A 23,702-nucleotide genomic window follows, 5' to 3' on the forward strand; every position below is an offset into this window, starting at 1 on the left:
GAGGAGCAGGCACGTGGCGGAGACCATCACCACCCAGCAGCAGCTCACAGGCTGGGAGAAGCCGGACCTCGACCTCAGCAACGCGGACTGGCAATCGGGCAGTCAGGGGGCGGGCGACGTCCAGATCGCCTTCGTCGAGGGGTTCATCGCGATGCGCAACGGCGGCCGTCCCGAGAGCCCGTCGCTGATCTTCACCCCCGCCGAGTGGCGTGCCTTCGTGCTCAATGCCAGGGAGGGGGAGTTCGACCTCACCTGAGGGTGACTTCCCGGTCCGCCTGCTGCCGGGCACGCGTGTCGGTGACGGTGAGTGCGAGTCCCGGCAGTATCAGCAGGACCGTGACCCACAGCGGCATGGGGAACAGCGGCTCGTCGCCGGCCAGCACGTCGGCCGCCAGCGCGACCGGCAGGCCGACGACGGCCGCTACCAGCCAGCTCCTGGCCATCCCCAGCGAACCGCGCCGCAGCTCCACGGTCACCGTGACCGCCGCGACGGCCCCGATGAGCGCGAGCCGGCCGACGGTGACAGGAAGCGTGGTGGTCCGCCACAGCAGGTGGGAGACCAGCATCAGCGCCCCGACCACGAACGGCACTATGGCCGCGATCCGCGCCGCCCTCCGGCGCAGTGGCTGCAGGGCCCGCGCCCAGGACGCGGCGAACGCCTTGACGTCGTCGCCGACCACGGCCTTCGGTCCGCGCCCCGCCGCCGCGGCGTCCTCCAGGTGCGCGGACAGCTCGGCGAGCATCTCCCGCACGGAGGCGTCGTCGATGCCGCGGTACTCCCAGTTGGCGCGGCAGACCGCCAATACCCGCTCGTTGGTCATGGTGTCGTTTCCCCGGCCGGCGCGCTACCGCATGGCCGCATGGTCGCTCCCCACCGGACCTCGCCCTCACCCGGCCGCCGTACCCGGTGCCGGTGTCGCGACCGTCCGCGCCCTCCGTGCCGCCGTGCGCGCCCTGTTTGCCTTCGCCGTGCCGGGCGCAGCCGGTCCCGCCGACGCCCGGCGCCTGCTGCCCGTGGACACCGCGCCGCGGCCGCTCAACGAGGCCGCGGCCGCCGCCCCCGCCCCGCCGTACCCACCTGACCTGGACCGACGAAGCCGGTCCTGTGGCCGTCCGGCGCGCCCGCGTCGCCCGCCACCGTGCCTGACGGCGCATGTCCCCGGCCCGGGGGCCTAGGGTGGCGATCATGAGTGGAGAGCGTGATCTGACCCGGCTGCTCGCCGGTATGCGGCCGGAGCTGAACCCCGGGCACTTCGTCTTCGCCACCGTCGACGGCCCAGCCGTCCCGCCCGGCCTGCACCCCGTCGTCACCGTCACCGAATCGGAGGGCCTCACCCTGGTCGTGCCGCAGGACGAGGCGGACGCCGCCTCCCTCCCGTACGACTACGTGGCCGGCTGGATCACCCTCCGTGTCCACTCGGCGCTGGACGCCGTGGGGTTGACCGCCGCCGTCGCCCGGGAGCTCGCCGACGCCGGTCTGAGCTGCAATGTCGTGGCGGGCTTCCACCATGACCACCTCTTCGTCGAGTACGCCAGGGCGGGCGAGGCTCTCACGGCACTGCGCCGTCTGGCGGAACGCTCCGCCTGACCGGCACGCCTGGAGGGCGTCGCCCGAAGCGGTGAATCACGGACACCCCCGTGGGCCGTGCGGCGGGGCCGTGCCGGGGGCGGGACGCGTGGGGCCGGGGGCTGGTTCGGGGGTCCGGGCACGTACCATGGCGGCATGTCCTTCCTCCGCCGCCGCAGCGCCGCCACACCCGCGGGCCCGGACTTCGACGTCCTGGCCATGGATCCGGGCGACTGGCCCGGCAACCTCGGCGCCGGTCTCCTCCCCGCCCCCGACGGCACCTGCCAGGGCGTCTTCCTGCGGTACGACCTGTTCGGCGGCCGCGGCCCCGCGATGATCATCGGCAACCTCCCCGAGGGCTCCCCGGCGCGCGAGCTCGCGGAGGGCCAGATCCCCTTCGAGGTCGCGCAGCTCCTGGCGGCGCTGGAGAACGACGAGCCGGTCGAGGTCGTCGAGACCGAGGACGTACCGGTCATGCAGGGCGACAACCTGCTCATCGTGCGCCGGCTCAAGCTCTCCGAGAGCCGGATCTCCTGCGTGCAGTTCGACCGCAGCGACAACGTGCTGGTCACCATCGCCAGCTGGGACCGGCCGATCACCGACGACCTGTACGCGCTGCTCAAGCCGCTGCCCGCGGAGCTCTTCCAGCAGGGCTGAGCCGTTCCGCCCCGGGCCGGATTAAAGTCGGCACCATGGCAGCACACGAAGGGAACCCGACCGCCCGGGTCGACAGCTGGATATGGGCCGTACGGCTCACCAAGACGCGCTCGCAGGCCGCCACCGCATGCCGGGCCGGGCACGTACGCGTCAACGGCGAGCGCGCCAAGCCCGCCCAGCCCGTCAAGCCCGGCGACGAGGTCCGGCTGTTCCACGCCGGCCGCGAGCGCATCGTCGAGGTGAAGCAGGCGCTCACCAAGCGCGTCGGTGCGCCCGTGGCCGCCGAGGCGTACGTCGACAACAGCCCGCCCCCGCCGCCCCGCGAGCACGTCGCCCTGGCGGGCGTACGCGACCGCGGCACCGGCCGGCCCACCAAGCGGGAACGCCGCGAACTGGACCAGCTCCGCGGCATCCGCCCGTCCTGATCCACCGCCGCGGTCGCGCGGCAGCGGCTACGACGTGAACAACCCCGCCAGCCGGGCCGCCGAGGTCCCCAGCCCCGTCGGCCCGGTCGGAAGCCCAGCGCTCGCGAGGCCATTGCCCGCAACCCCGGCACCCGCGAGCCCGGCACCCGCGAGACCCGGCTCCGGCATGCGCGACCCACCCGGCACGTCCGAGCCCGGCACCGCCCGGCCCGCCAGGCCGCCCAGGCCCTCGGTCCGCAGCCGGGCCGTACCGGCACCAGAGCGGACGTCCTCGTCCCGGTAACGGCGCACGCTGAGGTGCCAGTTGAGGATCCCGGCGAGCCAGTCCTCCAGCTCCCGCACATACGCGGCGAGGGCGGCCCTGCCGTCCCGGCCGAGCTCGAACCGCTCGCTCAGCACCGGCAGTTCATGCTCCTTCACATGCTCGAACTGGCGCAGCCGGCTCCGCATCAGATCGTCGATGATCGACACACCCGTGCGGTAGTCGCAGTTGAAGAAGGACTGCACCACCAGCACCCCGTTGTGCACCTCACCCTCGACCTCGATCTCCTTCTGATACGAGAAGAGGTCATTGACCATCGTGGCGTAGTCCGACACGGAGTTCTCCAGGCTCCGCATCGTCCCGCTCCGCAGCACCTCCGGCGGCAGGGCGTGCTGGTGCCGCAGCCGCGACAGGCTCATGGTGAGGTCCGAGCCGAACGTCAGGCGCCGCATCTCGATGTAGTCGACCGGATCGGGCACCCGGTGCTGGGCCTGGTTGTGCAGCTCCCACAGCCAGCTGTCCAGCATGTCGTCCATCGCCCGGCGCAGCGAGGCACGCGCCTCTTGCCCCATCGGCCCCGCGGTGCGCCCCCACAGGTCGGCGAGCGCGCGCTCCATCGGGCTCTTCGCCACCGCCGCCCCGGCCTCGGGGGCGTCGACGGGCATGCAGGTCTTCAGCCGCTCGGTGCACAGCTTCGCCCCGTCGAGGTCACGCGGCCGCCCGAACACCAGCGGGTAGTAGTCGTCCCCGTACGTCCCCCAGGTCAGCCATTCGGCGCTCAGCTCCAGCTCCTCGACGGTGGCGTCCGGGTCGAGGCCGGCCGAGCAGAGCGCGAAGTCGAAACCGGCAAGCATCGGCTCGTCCCAGATGTCGTCCAGCAGCCCCATCCGGTCCGCCCAGGCGATGGACTTGGCGCGGGCGTCCTCGTGGTGCGGGCTGAGCGACAGCGGGTACGGCAGATCGAACTCCGGCAGCAGCGAGGGGCCGACCCGCTGATGCGGTACGTGGCTGAGGCTGCGTGCCCGCGCGGCGGCCGGCCGGCCGAAGAGCGTCGTGATGTCGAGCGCCGACGTGCCGAGGACCCCGCTGAACATCGACGGTCCGCCCAGCGCGCCCTCGTTCATGTAGCGGCTGGAGCGCATGTGCCATTCATGACCGCCCGACTGCCAGTCCTGAAGCCCCTTGGTGTACGCGGCGATCGCGGCGCACTCTTCCGGGCCCAGGCCCTTCTCCAGGCACAGCCCGGGGACCTCGGTCAGCGCGGTGTTCTCGAACTGCTGCCACCGTGAGGTCAGCAGGTCGTTGACCGCCTCGGCCGCCTCCTGTGTCGTACAGCCCAGGAACTTCTCCAGCACCAGGACGCCGTTGCTGTTCTCGCCCTCGTCCTCGACCTCGCGCTGGTAGGAGAACAGGTCGTTGCGCAGGTGCACGGCATCGGCGAACGCGTCCCGCAGCACCCGCAGCGGCCGGGAGTCCGCCACCGACTCGGGCACCTCGGCGCCCGCCGCGTACTCCACCAGCCCCGCCGACCAGGGCGCGCCCCCGACCTTGCGCCGCATCTCGATGTACTCGACGGGGTTGGCGATCCGCCCCTCGTTGATGTTCGCCAGTTCCCACAGGGACTCGTTCAGCAGATGCTCGGTCGCTTCCGCGAACCGGGAGCGCCAGCCGGTCGACATGCTCGGCACGGTCCGCGCCCACAGGTCGGCGAGCCCCGCCTCCACCGGGTTCACCGGCTCCGGCATGTCCTGGGCGAGGTCCAGCGGCATGAAGGCCGGCATCCGGTCCAGATACGCCTTGCCGCCCACCAGGTCCTGGGTGCGTTTGAAGACCTCCAGGAAGTGGTCGTCGAAGAAGAACACCCACACGTACCAGTCGGTGACCAGGGACAGGGCGTCGGCGTCGCAGTCCGGGTGGGTGTACGCGCACAGCAGGGCGTAGTCATGGGAGTCGAGGTCGTGTTCCTCCCAGATCCCCGACCCCTCCAGCATCCCCATGCGCCGCGCCCACTGCCTGGTGTGGGAACGGGCGGCCTCCACGTGGGGATTGAGGCGTGCCGGATAGGGCATGTAGAAATCCGGCAGAACGAAGGGCTGTGCCATGCGTGCGAGGCCTTTCGGTGAAGGTGGACATACCGGGCCACCCCCTACCCCCCGCCGACACGGTCCACGCCGCGAGCCGCATTAGTCGTATGAGCGGCTTGGTGTGGTGGGGCCACACACGCGAGACGGTCACGTCCGACGCCTTCTCGAAGGCCATCCGGTGCCCGGATGTGCCCGGACGTGTCGAAGGCCGGCGCGAGGTTTCACATCACCAGGCGCGCCGGCCGGGCGGTTCAGTCCACCCGGACCGCGAGCAGGCACGCGTCGTCGTCGTGGACGCCGCGCTCGTACTCCTCGGTGAGCCGGTCGACGATCCGTCGCGGCGGCAGACCGCTGCTCGCCGCCAGCAGGCCCGTCAGCGCGTTGATGCCCTCGGTGATGTCCTGGCCGCGCCGCTCGACCACCCCGTCGGTGTAGAACAGCAGCACGTCGCCCCGCTCCAGCGGGAACTCCGCCGTTTCGTAGGCGTGCCCCGGCAGCACACCCAGCAGCGGCCCCCGGTGCTCCGTGGGCAGCGCGTACGCGCGCCCCTCACGCAGCAGCAGCGGCGCAGGGTGCCCCGCACACGTCCACCGGAACACCCGGTCCGCGCCAATGTGCCCGACCGCCATGGTCGCCGTCGCCGAGGTGGGGTCGCTGCACACCAGCTCGTTCAGCCAGGTGGTGACGTCTCCGGCGCACGCCCCCGTCTGGGCGAGCCCCGCCGTCGCATGCCGCTGCTGGGCCATCCGGGCGACCGCCTCCAGACCGTGCCCGCTCGCGTCGCCGATGGCGATCAGCGCCCGGCCGTCCGCCAGCGGTCGGCACTTGTACCAGTCGCCGCCCACCGCGGCGTCCGGCTCGGCGGGCAGATAGGCCGCCGCGACGGTCAGGCCCAGCTCCGCCAGCCCTTCCGAGTACGTCGGGAGCAGCGCCTCCCGCAGCGCCGAGGCGACGTGCCGCTCCGCCGCGGCCTGCTGCCGCAGCTGCTCCGTCTCCACCTGCTTCTCCACCAGCCGGCGCCGGCTGCGCATCTGGGGAGTGAGGTCACGGGCCACGATCTGCAGCGCCCATGGCCGGCCGTCCGTGCCCGCCACCGGGCGGCCCAGCAGGTCGACCGTCCGGATCTCGCCCAGCACCAGGAACCTGATCCGGGTCCAGGCCGGCTCCTCACCGGCCAGCACCGAGGCGATGAACTCGCCGAACGGCCCCACATCGGCCGGCACCAGCGCGTCGCACAGCTCCAGCAGCGACCACGGCAGCGCCGGATCCGTACGGAAGATCCGCTGAAGCCCCTCCGACCAGGTCACCGACCCGGACAGAAGGTCCCAGCGCCCCCAGCCCATGGACGCCAGGTGCTGCGCGTCGATGGTCAGGAGCTCCGCCTGGCTGCGCACCGGGCGCCATGTCGTCAGCACCCGGTCGCCGCAGGACGACGCGTAATGGACCAGCTGGACGCGCCTGAGCGTGCCGTACCGCTCCTCGGTGTAGTCCACGACCAGGCCGTTCAAGGCGCGGCCCGTCGCCATGACCTCCTGGAGCGCGGCCAGCAGCCCGCCGGCGGCCGCGCCCGGCCGGGCCTCCGCGAAGAACCGCTGGCCCACCTGCTGGTCGGGCGAGACCAGCCATTCGGCCGAACGAATGTGGTTGCCGGCGCGGATGACGAAGTCCGTGATGCCACCGGAGTCGTCCCGCACCGGCGTCAGCAGCGCCGCCGACACCGGAATGGCCGGCAGCGCCGCACACAGGCACGTCCGGGGGTCGTGTCCCTCACCGGCGTCCACGCACGTGTGCGGGGCGCCGTGGCCCTGGCCGCACGGGCACTGGGCCTCCCCACCCCGGCCGCCGGCCTCCGGCGACGGCGCTGCCGCCTCGCCGGGGGCCCGGCCGGCCGAGGGCTCCGCCACGCCGGCCGTCTCCGCCCTGCGGCGCACCTCCGCCCGCAGCGTCGTGATCTCGCGCTCGATGAACGCCTTCAGCGACGCCACATCGGCGGTGTGCGACCGGATCATGAGGGCGCCACGCCCCCGGCGCTCACCGTCGCCCCGGCGGCCGGAGCCGGTCTCGTGCCGGTGCCGGGAAGGTTCATGGTGACGGCCTTTCTCCTCGTACTCCGTTCGGGGTCAGGCGTGAACCCCGTGTCCCCGGTGTCCCCGCCCGGTGAAGACCCGGTAGAGGGCGAGAACGATCACTGATCCGACGATCGCGGCGATCCACGTCGACAGGTCGAAGAAGCCGTCGATCGACTCCACGCCGAAGATGACCTTGCCCAGCCAGCCGCCCAGCAGACCGCCCACGATGCCGATCAGCATGGTCACCAGGATGCCGCCCGGGTCCCGTCCCGGCATCAGCGCCTTGGCGATCGCACCGGCGAGCAGCCCGATGATGATCCACGCGATGATTCCCATTCTCGACCTCCCATAGGTTTCCGCACGCCCCGCGTCGCGGCGGGACCCTTCACCGCGTTGCCGCGCCCGGGGCCGATAAACACCGGCGGCCCTCACCCGCCCGGCGCAGGACCGAACGGCCCGGCCCGAACGGGCCGGAAGTCCCGTAACGGACAGGCCGGTCGGCGTGCTTGCCCCCGTCCCGTACCGGCAACACCAACGGCAGCCGCTCACCGAAGAGAAGAGAACCACCCATGAAGTGGATGGCCCGTACCAAGGCCCGACTGCTGCGCGCCACCGACCGGTTCTGCCCGTCGCGCGTCCTGCCGCCGCAGCACCCGGACTCGCTGCACGTCCGCAGCCCCGCCGAGGGGACCCGCTGGACCTGTGTGGAACGGCACCGGATCAGCTGGCAGTACACCGGTGCCCTGTGGCACCCCTGCGACGTGGTGCTCGAACGGCGCACCGACGAGGGCTGGGCCCCGGCCGCGCTCCTCGCCGCGCACGTCGACCCCCGCGCCCTGGGCACCTCCGTCGTCGTACCCGACCTGCCCTCAGGGCCCTACCGCGTCCTGATCACCTCGCCGGAGCTGCCCGCCGCGGCCTGCAGCCCGCCCCTGGTGATCAGCCACCCGTGACCCCATCCGGCCCGCACCGGCCCGCCGCACCAAGGATCCGCCGTACGTGAAGCAGAACGAACTCAACCGGCTCACCACCGAGGTGACCCAACTGCGCCAGGCCCTCGACAGCCGTGCCGTCATCGACCAGGCCCAGGGCATGGTCATGGCCCTCACGCCCTGCCCGGCCGAACAGGCGTGGCAGGCCCTGGTGGAAACCTCCCAGCACGGCAACACCAAGCTGCGCGACGTCGCCGCCGCGCTGGTCGCCACCGCCCACGGCCGTCCGCTGCCGCCCCGGCTGCGGGCCCCGTTCACCCGGGCCCTCCACCGTGCCCGGGCGGACGTGCCCGGGCCGGCGGCCTGCAGCCGACCACATACCGGCTGAGCCGTCGCCGCGCCCGATCCCCGGCCCAGCCCCTGGCCGGGCGGGCGAGCGGGCATACGACAGCGCGCTGTGGGCCGGTGTGTCGGCACCGGTCACACAGCGCGCTTCCCCCTCGTCGCCGGTCAGCGTGTGCCGACCGCCGCGCGCACGGCCCGCCGTGCCAGTGCGCAGTCATCGTGCAGCCGCCGCAGCAGCAGCCGCTGTTCCTCCCCGGTCGACACCGCACCCGGCGCGACCGGCACCGAGCCGACGGGTGGCGCTTCGCGTATCGTGCGCTGCACGGCCGTCTCGTACGTACGGATCTCGCGCGTCAGTACCAGCATCAGGTTCACCAGGAACGCGTCCCGTGCCGCCGGGCCCTCGCGCTGGGCCAGCTGGCTGATGTGACGCCGGGCCGCGGAGGCGTCTCCCAGCACCGCCCACAGCGTCGCCAGGTCGTATCCCGGCAGGTACCACCCGGCGTGCTCCCAGTCGACCAGTACGGGACCGGCCGGCGACAGCAGGATGTTGGAGAGCAGCGCGTCCCCGTGACAGAACTGGCCCATGCCCTGGCGCCCGCCCGCGTGCGCCAGCCCGTGCAGCAGCTTCTGCAGGTCGTCCCGGTCCCGGTCGGTGAACAGGCCCAGCTCGTGGTAGCGGGAGATCCGCGAGCCGTAGTCCAGCGGGGCGTCGAACGTCCCGGCCGGCGGCCGCCAGTCGTTGAGCCGCTTGATCGCGCCGAGCGCGGCCCGCAGGTCCGCCCGGGGCGGCGCGTCCAGCGGGTGACGTGTGAGGGCCGCGGCCCGGCCCGGCATCCGTTCGATCACCAGGGTGCAGTTGTCGGGATCCGCCGCGATCAGCCGCGGCACCCGCACCGGCGGCCGGTGCCGTACGAAGGCCCGGTAGGCGGCGATCTCGTGGCGGAACCGCTCGACCCACGCGGGGGAGTGGTCCAGTAAACACTTGGCGACGGCGGTGGCGCGTCCGGTCGTCCCGACGAGCAGGACCGAGCGGCCGCTGCGCCGCATCACCTGCACCGGGTTGAACTCCGGGCAGATCCGGTGCACCGACGCGATCACCTTCCGCAGCTGCGCGCCCTGGGTGCCGGACAAGTCGATTCTCCCGCTGAGCGGTCCGGCCACCGTCCCCGCCCAGCGCCGGGCCCGACCCGCCTGGGTGGGATCCAGATACGGTCCGCTGCCGGCCGGGACGGTGCGCTGCGGCCGGGGCGGGGCGGACACGGAGGACGATGCTGTGTACATGGGCGAGACAGATCCCTTCGTGTGCCGACGATTTGCGTACGCTGCCCCGTCCCGGCAACCGGCCGACACCCTGGGGAATGAGGGCCGGTTGCCGGGGCGGGGTGGCGCTTTCCTACCTGACACCCGGGCGCGGGTGGCACACCATCTGGCGGACCCTGGCGAACCCTGGCGAATAGTCGCCAGCCCTATGACAGCGGGTTAGTGTCAACTCAGCCGAGAACCTGGGGGCTTGACGTGACCGGAGAACCCAACACCCGCCTTGCAGACCTGTTCGGCCTGGCCGGCTGGTCCAAAGGGGAACTCGCAAGACTCGTGAACCGGCAGGCGGCGGCCATGGGCCACCCCCAGCTGGCGACCGACACCTCGCGGGTCCGGCGCTGGATCGACATGGGGGAGACCCCGCGCGATCCCGTACCCCGGGTGCTGGCAGCCCTGTTCACCGAGCGACTCGGCCGTGTCGTGACCATCGAGGACCTCGGGTTCGTACGACACGGGCGCGCCGGGAAACGGCGGGACGTCAGGAACACCGACAACCCTGACGGGCTGCCCTGGGCGCCCGAGCGTACGGCTGCGGTCCTCACCGAATTCACGGGAATGGACCTCATGCTCAACCGACGCGGCTTGGTGGGCGCGGGCGCCGCGCTCGCCGCAGGCTCCGCACTCACCAGCGCCATGCACGACTGGCTCCACACCGACCCCGCTCTCGCTGCCGACGCCCCCCGCCTCGACGATCCCCTGCACGCCGACCCCGCCGGTTTCGACCGCTACGAGGCCGCCCCCATCGGGTCCCAGGAGATCGAGGCGCTGGAGCGCTCCGTCGAAGTGTTCCGCGCCTGGGACGCCGCCCGTGGCGGCGGGCTCCAGCGCAAGGCCGTCGTCGGCCAGCTCAACGAGGTGGGCGGCATGCTCGCCTACCGCCACCCCGACCACCTCCAGCGCCGGCTCTGGGGTGTCGCCGCCAACCTGGCGGTCCTCGCCGGGTGGATGTCCCACGACGTGGGCCTGGAGCCCACCGCCCAGAAGTACTTCGTCATCGCCGCCCACGCGGCGCGCGAGGGCGGTGACCGGCCGCGCGCCGGTGAGGCCCTCTCCCGCGCCGCCCGCCAGATGGTCCACCTGGGGCGCCCCGACGAGGCCCTGGACCTGATGAAGCTCGCCAGGTCGGGCTCGGGTGAGGAGATCCTGCCGCGTACGCAGGCCATGCTGCACACCATCGAGGCCTGGGCACAGGCCTCCATGGGCCGCGGCCAGGCGATGCGCCGCACTCTGGGCGAGGCCGAGGAACTGTTCGTCTCCGACAAGGCCGACGTGCCCCTGCCGAGCTGGATGCAGACCTTCAGGAGCGAGGACCTGTACGGCATGCAGGCGCTCGCCTACCGGACGCTGGCCGAGCACGAGCCGGCCGCGGCCAGGCAGGCGCAGTACTTCGCGCAGAAGGCGCTGGCGCTGCGCAACGACGGCCGGCAGCGATCGAAGATCTTCGACTACCTCTCCATGGCGTCGGCGTGCTTCATCGCCGACGACCCCGAACAGGCCGACCGGTACGCGCGGCTCGCCCTGATGTCGATGGGCGAGACGTCCTCCCAGCGCACCTGGGACCGGTTGCGGGAGATGTACCGGCTCACTGGGCAGTACGCGGGCTACTCGAAGATCGAGGACCTCCGCGAGGAGATCCAGCTGGCCATGCCGAAGAGCACGGCGAAGCGGTCCCGGCGCGGCCAGGTCTGACGACGCCCGGGCCGTTCGGCGTCGCACACGCCGACCGGCCGCACCACTTCCTACGATCCGCGTCCGGCGTCGCATGTCGGCCGGCCGCACCACTTCCTACGATCCGCGTTCTGCGCCGCACCCGGGCCGGACGCACCTCTCCCTACGATCCCAGCCCCACCCATCTCACAGCCCCACCCATCAACGACCGCGCCCACGCATCGCGACCGTACGGAACACGACGCATGGGCCCGGACTCAGGGCCGGCCGCTGCCGATCCTGGCGACCATCACACACGCGTCACCCTCACGCGGTGAGCGACCGAACTCCTCCACCACCGTCCGCACACACTCCTGCGCATCGCGCGCCCGGGCGAACCGCGGTGCCAGCTCCAGCAAGGTGTCCATACGAGACGTGTCACCCGGACCGCGGGTCAGCCCGTCCGTGTGCAGCACCAGCAGGTCCCCGGGCAGCAGCCGGACCTCGGCCTGCTCGTACGCCGCCCCGGCCGTCGCCCCCAGCAGGGCTCCCTCCGGACGCGTCAGCGCGTGCCCCGTCCCGCCGCGGAACAGCAGCGGGGCGGGGTGCCCGGCCTGCGCCCAGGCGAGCGTCCGGGTCCGGGGGTCGTAGCGGCAGCACACCGCACTGCCCAGGGCGGGCTGCGAGGAGGAGTCCAGCACCTGGTTGAGGTGGCCCATCAGGGCCCCGGGGCGGATCCCGGCGACCGCCATGCCGCGCAGGGCGCCCAGCAGCATCGCCATCGTGGACGTCGCGGACACCCCGTGCCCGGTCAGATCGCCCACGGTCAGCAGCGCGTCGCCGTCCGGCAGTTCGAGTGCGTCGTACCAGTCGCCGCCGATCGTCGCGCTGGACCCGGACGGCAGGTACTGCCCCGCCAGGTCGAGGCCGGCCGGCCCCCCGTGAGGGAAGCCGGAGGAGCCGCGCCACGGCGGCAGGACCGCCTCCTGCAGTTCCACGGCCATCCGGTGCTCGGTCCGTTCGATGTGCCGGCGGCGCTGGAGCGAGTCGCGTGTCTCGCGCACGGCCCGCTCACTGCGGCGCAGTTCGCTGACGTCCCGTAAAACCGCCCACATCGACGCGGTGCACCCGTCGACGTCGAGGACGGGCTCGCCCATCATGTGCAGGGTGCGCACCCGGCCGTCCGTACGGACGATCCGGAACTCGCCGTCGATGGGCTTGCCGTCGATCAGACAGCCCGTCACCATCGCGGTCAGCAGCGACTGGTCCTCGGCGAACACCATGGAGGGCAGCTCGTCCAGGGTCATGGGCCCGGCGTCGGGGGAGCGGCCGAAAATGACGTACAACTCGTCGGACCAGCTCACCTCGTCGGTAAGGAGATTCCACTCCGCGCTGCCGACCCGGCTGAGCAGCGACCCGGTGGGGGGCGGGTCCGCCGCCACCTCGTCGGTGCCCATGCTTCCGTACGGATCCGTCGGCTCCAGCTGCTCCGCCGGCTCCCCGAGGGGCATGGGGACGCCTTCCTTGAGCTGGCCCAACTGCGCACCCAGGTCGTCGAGCTGGTGGACGGCGAGGTCGCACAGCGCTCGCTGCCAGCGGCCCTGCGGGTCGTCCTCGTCCGCCACGGCGTCCCGGCGCACGGCATCGACGTCTCCGCGCAGCCGACGGGTCTGCGAGATCAAGGCGTCCAGCGTGCCGCGCTCGGGCGGCTGTGGGGCGGGACGGTCCGCGAACAGATGGGACGGCATGTCGTACTCCGATACGGGCGCGGCGCGGCCAGGGTCGTCAAACTAAGGACCGGTTACGACTGTTGCACAGGCGGAGACTGCCTGTAAGGGGTTTGGCAACACTCGATACGGTGGTGCTCATGGCATATGTCAAAGGCCCGGTGGGAACAGGCCATCCGGTGGATCACGGCAGGATCGAATCCACATAGCCGCCGTCGACCCGCACCGCTCCACCGGTCGTCGCCGACGCCTGCGGGGAGCTGAGGTACACCACCATGTGCGCGATCTCCTCCGGCTCGATCAGCCGTTGCAACAGGGACTGCGGCCGGTGCTTGCGCATGAACACGCGTTGGGCCTCGTCCCATGCCAGGTCCCGGTCCACCAGCTCGTAGACGAGGTCCTCGACACCACCCGTGTGAGTGGGTCCGGCGATGACCGCGTTGACGGTGACGCCCGTTCCGGCGGCCTCCTTGGCGAAACCGCGGCTCACTGCCAGCAGCGCCGTCTTGGACATGCCGTAGTGGATCATCTCGGCCGGGATCACGACGGCCGAGTCACTGGCGATGTACTGGACACGGCCCCAGCCGCGGCCCGTCATGCCCGGCAGGTACGCGCGGGTCAGCCGCACCGCCGCGAGCACGTTCACCTCGAAGTACCGCCGCCACTCCTCGTCCGTGATCTCCAGGGCGGGCCGCGGCTCGAAGATGCCCAGGTTGTTGACGAGGACGTCCACCTCGGGCAGCAGCTCAACGGCCAGCTCCGCGCCCTCCTCGGTGGCGATGTCCGCGGCCACGGGGACCACCTCGGCGTCGGGGACCTCCGCCCGCAGCCGCTTCACGGCGGCCGTGACACTGTCCGAGGTGCGCCCGTTGACCGCCACCGTCGCCCCTGAGCGCGCCAGGGCGGTGGTGATCGCCGCGCCGATGCCCTGTGTCGAGCCGGTGACGAGCGCCGTCCTGCCCGTGAGATTCACCTGCATCCGCCCGGTTTCCCTTCTCGCGTGCGGTCCCCCGCATCCCATGCATCCCTTCCCGCTCCCCCGTCGCCGGAAGCGCCGGAAGCGCCGGAAGCGCCGGAAGGGGCGCCGCCGTGCGCACACACCGCCCGTACGACGTGGAGTGCCGCACAGCGGGTACCCGGGCCTTCCGGCGCCGGGCCCCCGGGCCGGTGCCCGATGTCGAGCCGTCGGAGGACAGGAGCCGTGAATATGAACGCCGGGAAGCGGGTCGTCGTCACTGGAGCCACCGGAAATGTCGGCACGAGTGTGGTGGCGGCCCTCGCCGAAGACCCGCAGATCGCATCCGTACTGGGCCTGGCCCGCCGGCTGCCCGGCTGGTCACCGCCGAAGACCGACTGGGCCGAGGTGGACCTGCGGGACGAGGCGACCGACCTCGTCAGGCACTTCGAGGGCGCCGACGCCGTGATCCACCTGGCCTGGGCCTTCCAGCCCACGCACGACGCGGTGGCCACCTGGCGCACCAACGTCCTCGGCAGCCTCACGGTGTTCCGGGACGTCTCCGCCGCCGGCGTGCCCGTGCTCGTCCACGCCTCCTCGGTGGGCGCGTACTCGCCGGGGCCGAAGGACGGCGCGGTCGACGAGTCATGGCCCACGCACGGCTGGCCGGAGGCCGCGTACTGCCGGGAGAAGGCCTACCTGGAACGGGTCCTGGACGCCTTCGAGGCCCGCAACCCGGGCATGCGGGTGGTGCGGATGCGCCCGGCGTTCCTGTTCAAGGAGGAGTCGGGGAGCGAACAGCGGCGGATCTTCGCCGGCCGGTTCATGCCCGGGCAGCTCGCCGGGCCCAAGACGATCCCCGTCGTCCCCGACATCCCCGGTCTGCGCTTCCAGGCCCTGCACACCGACGACGCGGCCCAGGCCTACCGGCTCGCGGTCACCAAGGACGTGAGCGGTGCCTTCAACCTGGCCGCCGAGCCGCCCCTCGACGCGCGGCAACTCGCCGACCTCCTCGACGCCCGGGTCGTCCGGCTGCCACGGCCGGCCATCCGCGCCGCGCTGGCCGCCGGGTGGGGGCTGCGCCTGATCCCCGCCTCCCCGCAGCTCTTCGACGCCGTGCTGCGCCTGCCGATGCTGGACTGCACGCGCGCCCACGACGAGCTGGGGTGGAGTCCCGAGCGCACCTCCCTGGAAGCCATCGAGGAGATGCTGCGGGGCATGCGCAGCGGCGCCGGCATGGACACCGCCCCCCTCGCGGGCCGCAAGGCGAGCTGACCACCCCCGCCGGAGCCGACATCAACGGCGCTCGAACGCGGCGAACGCCATCTCCTGGCGCCACTGCACGGCCGCCCTGGGGCTCGCCCGCAGGAACCCCGCGCAGCCCGGGCCCGGGGCGTGGCCGCCCGGCCGCTCGTGCCGGCACACGCGTACGGGGGTGTACGCGTGCGGGCCGGTCACGGTGCGCCACAGGCTCCGTCCCGGCAGGAACGCGTGCTGCAGTGACGCGCGCGCCAGGTCCTTCAGCTCGGGATACCCGAGCCCGTACGTCAGGGCCGCCCGCTCGTACTCACGGCTGATGTCGGTACGCGACACCCCCGGGTCGTCGGTCGCCAGGACCACCGGGACGCCATGGCGCCGGTACGTCATGAAGGGGTGCTCCGCGCCGCGTACGCCGAGAATCTGGTCGTTGCTGGTCAGCGGCGTCTCCACGGCGATCTCGCGCTCGGCCATGGTCCGCAGCAGCCGCTCCCGGCCGGCCTCGTGGCGCACCGACACGCCGTGCCCGATCCGCTCGGCACGGCCCGTGCGTACGGCTTCCGTGATGTGGAACGTCAGCTCGTGCGGCTTCACCAGGCCCGGTACCAGCTCGCCCGCGTGGAGCGTGATGCGGGCGCGCGGGTAGCGGCGGTGCAGCAGGTCCAGCATCGACATGTGCAGGTGGTAGTCGCGCAGCGCCCGCTCGCCGTCCTCCGGCTGGACCAGGTTCACGGCGACGAACCGCTCGTCCCGCTCGGCGAGCTCCATCCCCAGCACCAGCTGCGTGAACACCCGCTCCGGCGCGCTCTCGCGGTACGCCTGGGAGATGAACCGGACGGACAGGCCGCAGCCGGGCCCCGGCCGGGCCGTGCCGCAGCGCGCCGCCGACCGGAACTGGGCGTCGCCCGCGTCCGCCTCCGCCCGGGCCAGCGCCACCAGCCGGTCCATCCGCCCGCCCGCCAGCAGCCTGCCGTGCAGCCGGCCCAGGTCCGGATCGAACCCGACCTCGTCGGCGAGCCGCTCCGCCTCGCCGACGACCGGCGTCACCATCGTCTCCAGGTGGACCTGGTTCTGGCGCGCCACCGAGTCCGCCACCTCCGCCAGCACCCGGCCGTGGCCACGCCGTGCCACCTCCGCGAACCTGCCGAACGTGGCGAAGAAGTGGTCGTGCCCGGGCCGGTCCGGCGGGAAGTCCTGCATCGACCACGCCCGGACGATCCGCCGCCGGAAATCCGCGTCCACGCGCGCGTGAGCCGCCGGACGCGTCCCCGGGCCGCACGGAGGCCGTACGGCGGTCATGGACCTGGTGTCGACGCACAGCCCGTCCCGCCCGGCCAGCTCGATCAGGAACTCGGTCGATGCGGCCCCGAAGAGGTGGTTGTGCAGGTCGCCGCCCTTGGGCAGGGCCCGGAAGAACGCCCGCCGCGCGTCCGGCCGGTCCCGCAGCCCCGCCAGCTCCCGCGCCACCCGCCGCTCGGCGGCCGTGACCTCCCGCTGCCCCGCCTCCTCGTGCGCGGCAGCGGCGTCCGGAACGGCGCCGGGCAGCACCGGCAGCACGGCGGCGAGCAGGACGGCGACAGCGGGCCAGGCGGCGCGTACGGAGGTCACCGGCGCATCATCGGACGGGCCGCCGGCGCCACCGCACCCCGACAGGCGGTGGCCGATAGGTCACCACCCGCCCGGGTGACAGGTGACGCCGCCGCCCCCAGTGGGCAGACCGACAGGAGAGCCCGGGACGCCCAGGCGTCCCGACCGCGCACACACTGGGTCAGGTGAAGGGGGCAACGGTGCCGGACAGGCGTCCTCGCGGTTATCAGCCGGACTGGCAACCACGCCCCGCGACGCAGGAGTTGCTGGCCGCCGTCGAGTTCATCCTCGGCAGATACGCCGCACAGTTACCTTTGACGATACGTCAGATCTGGTACGCGGCGGTGTCCGGCGGAGTCCTCGCGAAGCAGGAGCGTACGTACAAGCGTCTGGTCGACCTTCTCGGCATGGCCCGCCGCTCCGGCCGTATCTCGTGGCTGGCGATCCGTGACGGCACGGACGCCGCCGTGGAACCCGTCGCCTATGACGGGCCCGACGGGTTCCGCCGGGCGCAGCTGGACGCCGCCCGCGGCTTCCGGCTCGACCGCCAGGCGGGCCAGGAGTCCAGGCTGGAGGTCTGGTGCGACACGGCGGGCCTGGTGCCGCAACTGGCCACGGTCACCGATCCCTGGGGCGTGCCCGTGTACGCGTCCGCCCCCGGGCTCTCCGCCAAGCGCGCCGCCGCCCAGCGGGCCGCCGTGGGCGGCCACTCCTCCGTACGGATCATGGTGATCGGCGACTGGGACCCCACCGGGCTGCACCTGTTCACGGCACTCGCCGAGGACGTCACGGCCTTCGCCGCGCTGGACGCACCCGACGTGACCATGCACTTCGACCGGCTGGCCGTCACCGAGGACCAGATCGCCGAGTTCGGCCTGCCCACGGCCCCGGTGAAGGCCAGCGACCGGCGCTCCTTCCCGGGCACGTCCACCACCCAGGCGGAGGCACTGCCCCCCGACGCGCTGGCGTCACTGGTACGGGACGCGATCGGCCGCAGGCGCGACACCGGCATCCTGGCCGAGGTCCTGGAACGCGAGGAGGCCCAGCGGCGCGCCCTCCTGGAGGGCTTCCCCGCGTAACGTCCATGGCGCCTGCCCTCGGCGCCGGTCCCTGGCGCCCGCCCGTACTCCCCGCCCATGAGCCCGCCCGTAGCCCCTGCCATGGGCCCCGCCCATGAGCCTCGCCCACAGGCCCCGCCCTCAGCCGCTCTCCTCACGGTGGTGGCTCGCCCGGGCCCGTCTTCCGGCGCAGGCGGTCGAGACGGCTGATCACCGGGGTCGCCGTCACCCCGTGCAGGGCGACCGAGGCGAGGACGGTGAAGGCCACGGCCGCCCACAGCTGCCTGTCGAGGCCGCCGAAATCGTCGTGCCCGAGGGCGTACGCGAGGTAGTAGAGCGACCCGATGCCCCGCAGCCCGAACACCGCCGTGACGATCCGCTCGCGCGGCCCCGCGGCCGAGCCGAGCTGCGCCAGCCACCCGGTGACCGGGCGGACCACCAGCAGGAGCAGCAGCCCGACGGCCGCCGACTGCCAGGTGAGGGCCGCGAGCCCGCCCCCGGCGACGTACCCGCCCAGGAGGAACAGCAGGAACGCGGTGAGCAGCCGCTCGATCTGCTCGGTGAACTCGTGCAGCACCTTGTGGTACCCATGGCTGCGTTCGGCGGCGCGCAGCGCGCACGCGGCGACGAATACCGCCAGGAACCCGTATCCGTGCAGCAGCTCGGCGACTCCGTACGACAGGAAGGTGGCCGCCAGGGCGACGAAGCCCTCCATGTGTTCCGACAGCCGCAGCGCGGCCGCCCTGGCGCGGAAGAACATCCACCCCAGCAGCCGGCCCACCACCACGCCCGCGACGGCCCCGATCGCCACCTTGCCGAGCGCGTCGGACGGCACCCAGCCGCCGATCCACCCCGCCGACCAGCCGGTCCCCGCCGAGGCGGCGAGAGCGACGGCCGCGAGGACGAACGGGAAGGCGAGCCCGTCGTTGAGGCCCGCCTCGCTGGTGAGCGTGAAGCGCACCTCGTCCTCGTCCTCCTCCGCGTCGGTCGGCTCACCCACCCGCACCTCCGCCGCCAGCACCGGATCGGTGGGCGCCAGCACCGCGCCCAGCAGCAGGGCCGCCGCGGGCGGCCAGTCCAGCACCGCCCAAGCGAGCACGGCGGTCACCACGATCGTGAGCGGCATCGTGACGCCCAGCAGCCGCCAGCTGCCCGCCCACGAGCGCAGTCCCGGCGGCCGGTTGATGGCCAGTCCGGCGCCCATCAGCGACACGATCACGCAGACCTCGGTGATGTGCTCCACCCACAGCCGGTCCGCCACCGGGTCGACCACGGGCACCGGCAGTGGCAGCAACTGGACGGCGGCGCCCGCGGCGAGGAACACCATCGGCATGGAGAACGGACGGCTGAAGACCACCCGCGGCAGGACGGCGGCCGCCAGCGCACCGACGCCCAGGCCGGCGTACACCAGGTCGGAAAAGGTCATTCAGCCAGAGTGCGCGTGGTGACCGTGAACAAACCCCCGTCCGGGTCGCGCAGGGTGGCCTGGACGCCCGGCTCGTGCTGGACCACGGTGCCGCCGTGGTGCTGAGCGGCCGACACGCACGCGTCGACGTCGCGTACCGGGAAGTGGACCTCCCAGCGGGGCCGGACCGTGGGGTCGGGCGCGGCCTCCAGGGCGCCGGAGCTGAGCCGGGCGACCACATGGCCGGCGCTGCGCAGCACGACCTCCTCGCCCTCGTACTCGACGTCGCAGCAGCCGGGGCGGCCGCAGGCCCAGTCGAAGACCTCCCCGTAGAAGATCGCGGCCTCGAAGGCGTCCCGGGTCTGCAGCCGAAGCCAGGCGGGTGCGGCGGCACGCCAGGTCTCCCACCCGGAGAGCAGCTGGCCCTCCCAGATGCCGAAGACCGCGCCGTCCCGGTCGGCCGCGAGCGCTCCCCGCCCGACGACGAACCCGACCGGCCCGACGGCGACCGTCCCGCTGCGCTCCCTGATCCGGGCCGCCGTCTGGTCGGCGTCCTGGACGGCGAAGTACGGGGTCCAGGCGACGGCCACCTGGAGGGCGGAGGCCAGCGCCCCTATCCCGGCGACGGGGTTCCCGTCCTCCAGGGCGACGCTGAACTCCTTGCCGAGCCGTGCCGGACGGAATTCCCAGCCCAGCACCGCGCCGTAGAAGTCCTGGGCGGCGTGCAGATCGCGGGTCATCAGGCTGACCCAGCAGGGGGCACCGAACACGGAACTGCTGGACGTCACCCCTGACGCCGTGGTCGCTGTCGGCTTCCTGTTCATGTGCAAAACCGTCCCGGTGTCACCAGTGGTGCGGATGTGCAGCAGGTGTCCCTGCTCTCCCTGCTCGCTCTGCTGTCTCTTCTGCCTCTGCCCGGTGTCCATGGTTGCACTCTTTGCAGGGGATGGCCCTTCTGGTTCAGCCGCGCCGCCGGGGCGGGCGCAGGCGGGCGTGCCAGCGCCGCAGCAGCCGGGACAGGTGCCAGCGCTCCTCGTACAGCAGCCGCCCGACCAGCGCGCCGCCGAAGACGACGAAGCCGACGCCGACGAGCCACGACTGGACGACCAGGAACGTGCCGACCGGCCCGTATGCCACCGCGTTGGAGGCGATCAGCGGTGAGAACACCAGCCGGGAGAAGACCCGCAGACCGGCCAGCCCGATCACGGTGCACAGGGCGCCGGGCAGCAGGGCGCGCCAGGGCAGTCGGCCACCGAGGAGCAGCCGCTGCGACCACCAGAAGAACACCACCGCGCTGGCGAAGGCGAGTGTCACGCGCCAGACGAGGTCACCGCCGGTCGCCGGGCGGGAAAACACGTCCGCCGACAGCAGCAGGTAGCCGATGAGCAGGGCGAGCCAGACGGCGTGGCGCCACATGGTGTGCCAGCGGGCGGCGGGCAGTTCCCACACCTTCTCGTAGCCCGTCTGCACCACGCCGCCGAACGTCAGACCGAACACGGCGGTGGCGGCGATACCGAACCCGGTGATGGACTCCAGGGCCGCGCCCGGCGGCGCGAACAGCCGCTCCACCTCGTCCGTGGAGCCCTCCGCGACCCCGAGGCCGTCCGAGAGCCACTGGGCGAATCCGGTGCCGCCCGCCGGGTCGGCCGCCGCGATCACGATCAGCAGGGGTACGAGCGTGAGCAGCCCGAGGGCGGCGAACCCCATCGAGCGGTGCATCAGCTCCAGGTCGGTGCCCGTCCGCCAGCCGCGCCCGGCGGCCGAGCGGTGGAAGGCGCCGTGGAGCCGCCTGGGCCACCAGTGGTGGGCCCCGCCCTCGGCCCCGGGAGACTTCTCGGACATGCACCTCGCATACCCGGCGGCGGCCCGTGGGGTACGGGTGGGGGCGGGGGAGAGCCCGAATGGACGCCTCCGCCCGCCTCCGGCGCGCGCCGTCGCTACGACAGCTTGCCGTCGTAGTCCGGCAGCTTGAACGTCTTCTCGGCGTGACCGCCGACCAGGTCCGTCGGCCGGTTGCCGATGTTGGCGATGATCGTGTACCCCTTCGCCTCGATCTCGCCGCGCTTGGCCGTCTTGTACGCGCTCACCTCGTCGAACAGGTCGGGCAGGTCACGCACGTACAGCCCGTCGACCGGGTAGCCGGCCGCGTTGAGGTTGTACGCGGTGGGCGCGTGGAGGATGCCCGGGCGGGCGGTGACGAAGAAGACGGCCACGCCACGGGAGTCCGCGTACCGGGCCAGGTCCAGGACCGGCCGGACGGCGGGCGTCGGGTACTCCCAGAAGTAGTGGAAGTCCGTCTCCAGCGAGGTGTTGTCGATGTCGAGGACGACGGCGAGCTTCTCGCCGGAGGCCGACGCGGTGCGCTGCTCGATGTACGGGCGGGCCTGGCCGAGCGCGGCGGCCACGTCGCGCTGCCAGATGGCGTAGTCGACCCCGGCGAGCTGTGCGCTGGTGAAGGCGGAGCCGTTCGTGGCGTCGACCTGAGAGGCGTCGACCTGAGACGCCGAGGCGCGGGCGGGCGCGGCCGTGGTGGTGGTCGCCGTGGCGGCCGTGGTGACGGCGATGGCGGCCATGGTGAGCGCCACCCGTGTTCTCCATCGGGCTGCGTGCATGGGGGGTTCAACTCCCGGGGGAAGGGGGACCGGTGAAAGCCGTTGGCATGCTCGCGCTCAAGGATGGACGGAATGAGACGTTCCATCTACTGGTCGGTAGCCATTTGGTGGGGCCGTGGAACCGGCTCGCCCGCGCCGCGTGCGGCTGTTCGAGGGCGACGAGCTGCTCCTCGGCGAGGACGCGCGCTGAGGGTCAGAGCCGGCAACCGGCCAGCAGCGCCGCCGGATCGGCCCCGGCCGGCATCGGTACGGTCCGGCCGGCCGGCGGGCGGTGGCCACGCCCGAGCCAGTCCTCCATCGCCGTGAACGCCGAGCGATGGCACGGCACCAGCGGCCTCAGCCGGTCGGGGAAGGCGTCGACCAGGGCATCGGTGTGCGTACCGCCCTCGATGCGGTAGTAGCGGTGCAGGCCGCCGCGCCCCGCTTCCCGCACCATCCGGGCGTACACGTCCGAGGCCTGGCTGATGGGCAGCAGCACGTCCAGCGTGCCGTGCACGGTGATCAGCGGCTTGCCGATGCGGCCCGTCAGCGCGATGCGGTCGACGGCCTGCCGGACCTCTTCCGGACGGGCGCCGTAGTCGTAGTCCGCGTCCGCCCCCGTGAAGCCCGGATCCAGCTCCTCCCGGTAGACGCGTTGCGTCAGCCCCCAGTAGTACGTGTGGTGGTACGGCCACAGGAACTCCGACCCGGCCGGGTAGCCGGCGGTGTGCATCGCGTCGCGGGCCGCCCCGGCGGCCGGGCCGCCCGCCTCGTACACCGGGTAATGGCGCAGCGCGGGCGGCAGGAAGGTGAACAGGTTCGGGCCGTCGGCGCGCCACAGGGTGCCCTCCCAGTCCACGCCGCCGTCGTACAGCTCCGGATGGTTCTCCAGCTGCCAGCGCACCAGATAGCCGCCGTTGGACATGCCGGTGGCGAGGGTACGGGCCGGGGGCCGGTGGTAGTGCTGGGCCACCACCGCGCGGGCGGCGCGGGTGAGCTGCGTCAGGCGGGTGTTCCACTCGGCGATGGCATCACCGGGCACGCGTCCGTCGCGCTGGAAGGACGTACCCGTATTGCCCTTGTCGGTGGCGGCGAACGCGTACCCGCGCGAGAGCACCCAGTCGCCGATGGCCCGGTCGTTGGCATACTGCTCACGGTTTCCGGGGGTTCCGGCGACGACCAGGCCGCCGTTCCACCGGTCGGGCAGCCGGATGACGAACTGCGCGTCGTGCTTCCAGCCGTGGTTGGTGTTGGTGGTGGACGTGTCGGGGAAGTACCCGTCGATCTGGACGCCGGGCACCCCGCTCGGGGTGGGCAGGTTCTTGGGCGTGAGACCGGCCCAGTCGGCCGGGTCGGTGTGGCCCGAGGCCACGGTCCCGGCGGTGGTGAGCTCCTCCAGGCACGCGATCTGCTGGTGCGCTGCCCCCGGGACCCGCAGCGAGCTGGGGCAGTCGGCCTTCTGCTCCCGGGCAGCGGCCGCCGCGACGCAGCCGTCGTCGGCGAGCGTGTAGTAACCGGCGGGCGATTCCTTCAGGGTGTGCGTGACGAACGTGTTGTACAGACCCATGGCCTGGTTCGAGCCCCTCGCGTACGTGTAGCCGCCGCTCGTCGTCGCCCGTCCCGCCTGCACGTGCTGGTAGTTGTTCGCCGTCCAGCAGGTGGCCGGGGCGCCCCCCGAGGTCCGCGCGGTGACCGGGGCGGACAGGGCGCCGGACCGGCCGTCGGCGTCCCGGGCGGCCACCGCGTACGTGTGGGCCGAGCCGGCCGCGAGGCCCGTGTCGGTGAACGGGGGAGCGGTGGGCGTCGCGACC

Annotated in this window: 22 protein-coding genes; 9 read left to right on the forward strand and 13 right to left on the reverse strand. The window is 72.8% G+C overall.

Going from position 1 to position 23,702, the window contains the following annotated elements; genetic code table 11:
• Positions 1–13 precede the first annotated feature (13 nt).
• Positions 14–256, forward strand: a complete 243-nt coding sequence (locus AMK26_RS20490) for a DUF397 domain-containing protein (RefSeq protein WP_073756120.1) — start codon at positions 14–16, stop codon at positions 254–256.
• Here the strand turns inward: AMK26_RS20490 and AMK26_RS20495 are convergent.
• A complete protein-coding gene (locus tag AMK26_RS20495) occupies positions 249–821 on the reverse strand; it encodes a hypothetical protein (protein ID WP_073756121.1) in 573 nt (190 codons plus the stop codon). The genes AMK26_RS20490 and AMK26_RS20495 overlap by 8 nt on opposite strands.
• A gap of 365 nt (positions 822–1,186) precedes the next feature.
• Between AMK26_RS20495 and AMK26_RS20500 the strand changes: the two genes are divergently transcribed.
• From AMK26_RS20500 to AMK26_RS20510, 3 genes are all read left to right on the forward strand, one after another.
• Positions 1,187–1,588 (forward strand): ACT domain-containing protein, encoded by a 402-nt coding sequence (locus AMK26_RS20500; protein WP_073756313.1) that lies wholly within the window; start codon positions 1,187–1,189, stop codon positions 1,586–1,588.
• A 135-nt stretch (positions 1,589–1,723) separates the two neighbouring features.
• The gene (locus AMK26_RS20505) at positions 1,724–2,224 is read left to right on the forward strand and encodes a hypothetical protein (protein WP_064070633.1); all 501 of its coding nucleotides are present in this window, start codon (positions 1,724–1,726) and stop codon (positions 2,222–2,224) included.
• Positions 2,225–2,259: 35 nt separating this feature from the next.
• A complete protein-coding gene (locus AMK26_RS20510; RefSeq protein ID WP_073756122.1) occupies positions 2,260–2,649 on the forward strand; it encodes an RNA-binding S4 domain-containing protein in 390 nt (129 codons plus the stop codon).
• 27 nt (positions 2,650–2,676) lie between these two features.
• Here AMK26_RS20510 and AMK26_RS20515 read toward each other — a convergent pair whose 3' ends face one another.
• From AMK26_RS20515 to AMK26_RS20525, 3 genes are all read right to left on the reverse strand, one after another.
• Complete coding sequence (locus AMK26_RS20515; RefSeq protein WP_241837979.1) at positions 2,677–5,013, reverse strand: terpene synthase family protein; 2,337 nt, start codon at positions 5,011–5,013, stop codon at positions 2,677–2,679.
• A gap of 233 nt (positions 5,014–5,246) precedes the next feature.
• Positions 5,247–7,004 carry a PP2C family protein-serine/threonine phosphatase gene (locus tag AMK26_RS20520; protein ID WP_073756123.1) on the reverse strand — a complete coding sequence of 586 codons (1,758 nt, stop codon included), beginning with the start codon at positions 7,002–7,004 and terminating at the stop codon, positions 5,247–5,249.
• A 111-nt stretch (positions 7,005–7,115) separates the two neighbouring features.
• Positions 7,116–7,400 (reverse strand): GlsB/YeaQ/YmgE family stress response membrane protein, encoded by a 285-nt coding sequence (locus tag AMK26_RS20525; RefSeq protein ID WP_073756124.1) that lies wholly within the window; start codon positions 7,398–7,400, stop codon positions 7,116–7,118.
• 233 nt (positions 7,401–7,633) lie between these two features.
• Between AMK26_RS20525 and AMK26_RS20530 the strand changes: the two genes are divergently transcribed.
• Entirely contained in the window at positions 7,634–8,017 is a 384-nt protein-coding gene (locus AMK26_RS20530; protein ID WP_073756125.1) for a hypothetical protein, read from the forward strand.
• Positions 8,018–8,063: 46 nt separating this feature from the next.
• Positions 8,064–8,384, forward strand: coding sequence for an ANTAR domain-containing protein (locus AMK26_RS20535; RefSeq protein WP_073756126.1), 321 nt, complete (start codon positions 8,064–8,066; stop codon positions 8,382–8,384).
• 122 nt (positions 8,385–8,506) lie between these two features.
• Here AMK26_RS20535 and AMK26_RS20540 read toward each other — a convergent pair whose 3' ends face one another.
• Positions 8,507–9,625: an aminoglycoside phosphotransferase family protein gene (locus AMK26_RS20540; RefSeq protein ID WP_073756127.1), complete on the reverse strand. Its 1,119-nt coding sequence runs from the start codon at positions 9,623–9,625 to the stop codon at positions 8,507–8,509.
• Between the two features lie 234 nt (positions 9,626–9,859).
• Between AMK26_RS20540 and AMK26_RS20545 the strand changes: the two genes are divergently transcribed.
• Positions 9,860–11,353 (forward strand): DNA-binding protein NsdB, encoded by a 1,494-nt coding sequence (locus tag AMK26_RS20545; protein WP_073756128.1) that lies wholly within the window; start codon positions 9,860–9,862, stop codon positions 11,351–11,353.
• A gap of 236 nt (positions 11,354–11,589) precedes the next feature.
• Here AMK26_RS20545 and AMK26_RS20550 read toward each other — a convergent pair whose 3' ends face one another.
• Positions 11,590–13,059: a PP2C family protein-serine/threonine phosphatase gene (locus AMK26_RS20550; protein WP_073756129.1), complete on the reverse strand. Its 1,470-nt coding sequence runs from the start codon at positions 13,057–13,059 to the stop codon at positions 11,590–11,592.
• Positions 13,060–13,222: 163 nt separating this feature from the next.
• Positions 13,223–14,017, reverse strand: coding sequence for an SDR family NAD(P)-dependent oxidoreductase (locus AMK26_RS20555; protein ID WP_073756130.1), 795 nt, complete (start codon positions 14,015–14,017; stop codon positions 13,223–13,225).
• 228 nt (positions 14,018–14,245) lie between these two features.
• Here AMK26_RS20555 and AMK26_RS20560 point away from each other — a divergent pair, with 228 nt between their 5' ends.
• On the forward strand, positions 14,246–15,268 hold the full coding sequence (locus AMK26_RS20560) for an SDR family oxidoreductase (protein WP_443333174.1): 1,023 nt from the start codon (positions 14,246–14,248) through the stop codon (positions 15,266–15,268).
• A 21-nt stretch (positions 15,269–15,289) separates the two neighbouring features.
• Here the strand turns inward: AMK26_RS20560 and AMK26_RS20565 are convergent, their stop codons facing one another.
• Positions 15,290–16,858 (reverse strand): adenosine deaminase family protein, encoded by a 1,569-nt coding sequence (locus AMK26_RS20565; protein WP_073756132.1) that lies wholly within the window; start codon positions 16,856–16,858, stop codon positions 15,290–15,292.
• A gap of 293 nt (positions 16,859–17,151) precedes the next feature.
• Between AMK26_RS20565 and AMK26_RS20570 the strand changes: the two genes are divergently transcribed.
• Positions 17,152–17,916 (forward strand): hypothetical protein, encoded by a 765-nt coding sequence (locus AMK26_RS20570; protein WP_143608571.1) that lies wholly within the window; start codon positions 17,152–17,154, stop codon positions 17,914–17,916.
• 133 nt (positions 17,917–18,049) lie between these two features.
• Here AMK26_RS20570 and AMK26_RS20575 read toward each other — a convergent pair whose 3' ends face one another.
• The 5 genes from AMK26_RS20575 to AMK26_RS37900 all read right to left on the reverse strand — a co-directional run bounded on the left by AMK26_RS20575 (position 18,050) and on the right by AMK26_RS37900 (position 23,458).
• Entirely contained in the window at positions 18,050–19,321 is a 1,272-nt protein-coding gene (locus AMK26_RS20575; RefSeq protein WP_073756133.1) for a cation:proton antiporter, read from the reverse strand.
• A complete protein-coding gene (locus tag AMK26_RS20580; protein WP_073756315.1) occupies positions 19,318–20,124 on the reverse strand; it encodes a VOC family protein in 807 nt (268 codons plus the stop codon). The genes AMK26_RS20575 and AMK26_RS20580 overlap by 4 nt, the downstream gene beginning before the upstream one ends.
• A 136-nt stretch (positions 20,125–20,260) precedes the next feature.
• Positions 20,261–21,142 (reverse strand): YihY/virulence factor BrkB family protein, encoded by an 882-nt coding sequence (locus tag AMK26_RS20585; protein WP_073756134.1) that lies wholly within the window; start codon positions 21,140–21,142, stop codon positions 20,261–20,263.
• 95 nt (positions 21,143–21,237) lie between these two features.
• Positions 21,238–21,912 (reverse strand): HAD family acid phosphatase, encoded by a 675-nt coding sequence (locus AMK26_RS20590; protein ID WP_073756135.1) that lies wholly within the window; start codon positions 21,910–21,912, stop codon positions 21,238–21,240.
• A gap of 193 nt (positions 21,913–22,105) precedes the next feature.
• Positions 22,106–23,458 carry a 3-hydroxybutyrate oligomer hydrolase family protein gene (locus AMK26_RS37900; RefSeq protein ID WP_443333178.1) on the reverse strand — a complete coding sequence of 451 codons (1,353 nt, stop codon included), beginning with the start codon at positions 23,456–23,458 and terminating at the stop codon, positions 22,106–22,108.
• Positions 23,459–23,702 lie beyond the last annotated feature (244 nt).

It is taken from the genome of Streptomyces sp. CB03234 (assembly GCF_001905885.1).
Classification (GTDB): domain Bacteria; phylum Actinomycetota; class Actinomycetes; order Streptomycetales; family Streptomycetaceae; genus Streptomyces.

Bases quoted from the DNA above. Each gene is read 5' to 3' on its own strand.
- AMK26_RS20500 (WP_073756313.1), top strand. From the start codon at position 1,187: ATGAGTGGAGAGCGTGATCTGACCCGGCTGCTCGCCGGTATGCGGCCG.
- AMK26_RS20555 (WP_073756130.1), bottom strand. From the start codon at position 14,017: ATGCAGGTGAATCTCACGGGCAGGACGGCGCTCGTCACCGGCTCGACA.
- AMK26_RS20525 (WP_073756124.1), bottom strand. From the start codon at position 7,400: ATGGGAATCATCGCGTGGATCATCATCGGGCTGCTCGCCGGTGCGATC.
- AMK26_RS20505 (WP_064070633.1), top strand. From the start codon at position 1,724: ATGTCCTTCCTCCGCCGCCGCAGCGCCGCCACACCCGCGGGCCCGGAC.
- AMK26_RS20515 (WP_241837979.1), bottom strand. From the start codon at position 5,013: ATGGCACAGCCCTTCGTTCTGCCGGATTTCTACATGCCCTATCCGGCA.
- AMK26_RS20495 (WP_073756121.1), bottom strand. From the start codon at position 821: ATGACCAACGAGCGGGTATTGGCGGTCTGCCGCGCCAACTGGGAGTAC.
- AMK26_RS37900 (WP_443333178.1), bottom strand. From the start codon at position 23,458: ATGGGTCTGTACAACACGTTCGTCACGCACACCCTGAAGGAATCGCCC.
- AMK26_RS20530 (WP_073756125.1), top strand. From the start codon at position 7,634: ATGAAGTGGATGGCCCGTACCAAGGCCCGACTGCTGCGCGCCACCGAC.
- AMK26_RS20520 (WP_073756123.1), bottom strand. From the start codon at position 7,004: ATGATCCGGTCGCACACCGCCGATGTGGCGTCGCTGAAGGCGTTCATC.
- AMK26_RS20580 (WP_073756315.1), bottom strand. From the start codon at position 20,124: ATGAACAGGAAGCCGACAGCGACCACGGCGTCAGGGGTGACGTCCAGC.
- AMK26_RS20550 (WP_073756129.1), bottom strand. From the start codon at position 13,059: ATGCCGTCCCATCTGTTCGCGGACCGTCCCGCCCCACAGCCGCCCGAG.
- AMK26_RS20560 (WP_443333174.1), top strand. From the start codon at position 14,246: ATGAACGCCGGGAAGCGGGTCGTCGTCACTGGAGCCACCGGAAATGTC.
- AMK26_RS20540 (WP_073756127.1), bottom strand. From the start codon at position 9,625: ATGTACACAGCATCGTCCTCCGTGTCCGCCCCGCCCCGGCCGCAGCGC.
- AMK26_RS20590 (WP_073756135.1), bottom strand. From the start codon at position 21,912: ATGCACGCAGCCCGATGGAGAACACGGGTGGCGCTCACCATGGCCGCC.
- AMK26_RS20585 (WP_073756134.1), bottom strand. From the start codon at position 21,142: ATGTCCGAGAAGTCTCCCGGGGCCGAGGGCGGGGCCCACCACTGGTGG.
- AMK26_RS20575 (WP_073756133.1), bottom strand. From the start codon at position 19,321: ATGACCTTTTCCGACCTGGTGTACGCCGGCCTGGGCGTCGGTGCGCTG.
- AMK26_RS20510 (WP_073756122.1), top strand. From the start codon at position 2,260: ATGGCAGCACACGAAGGGAACCCGACCGCCCGGGTCGACAGCTGGATA.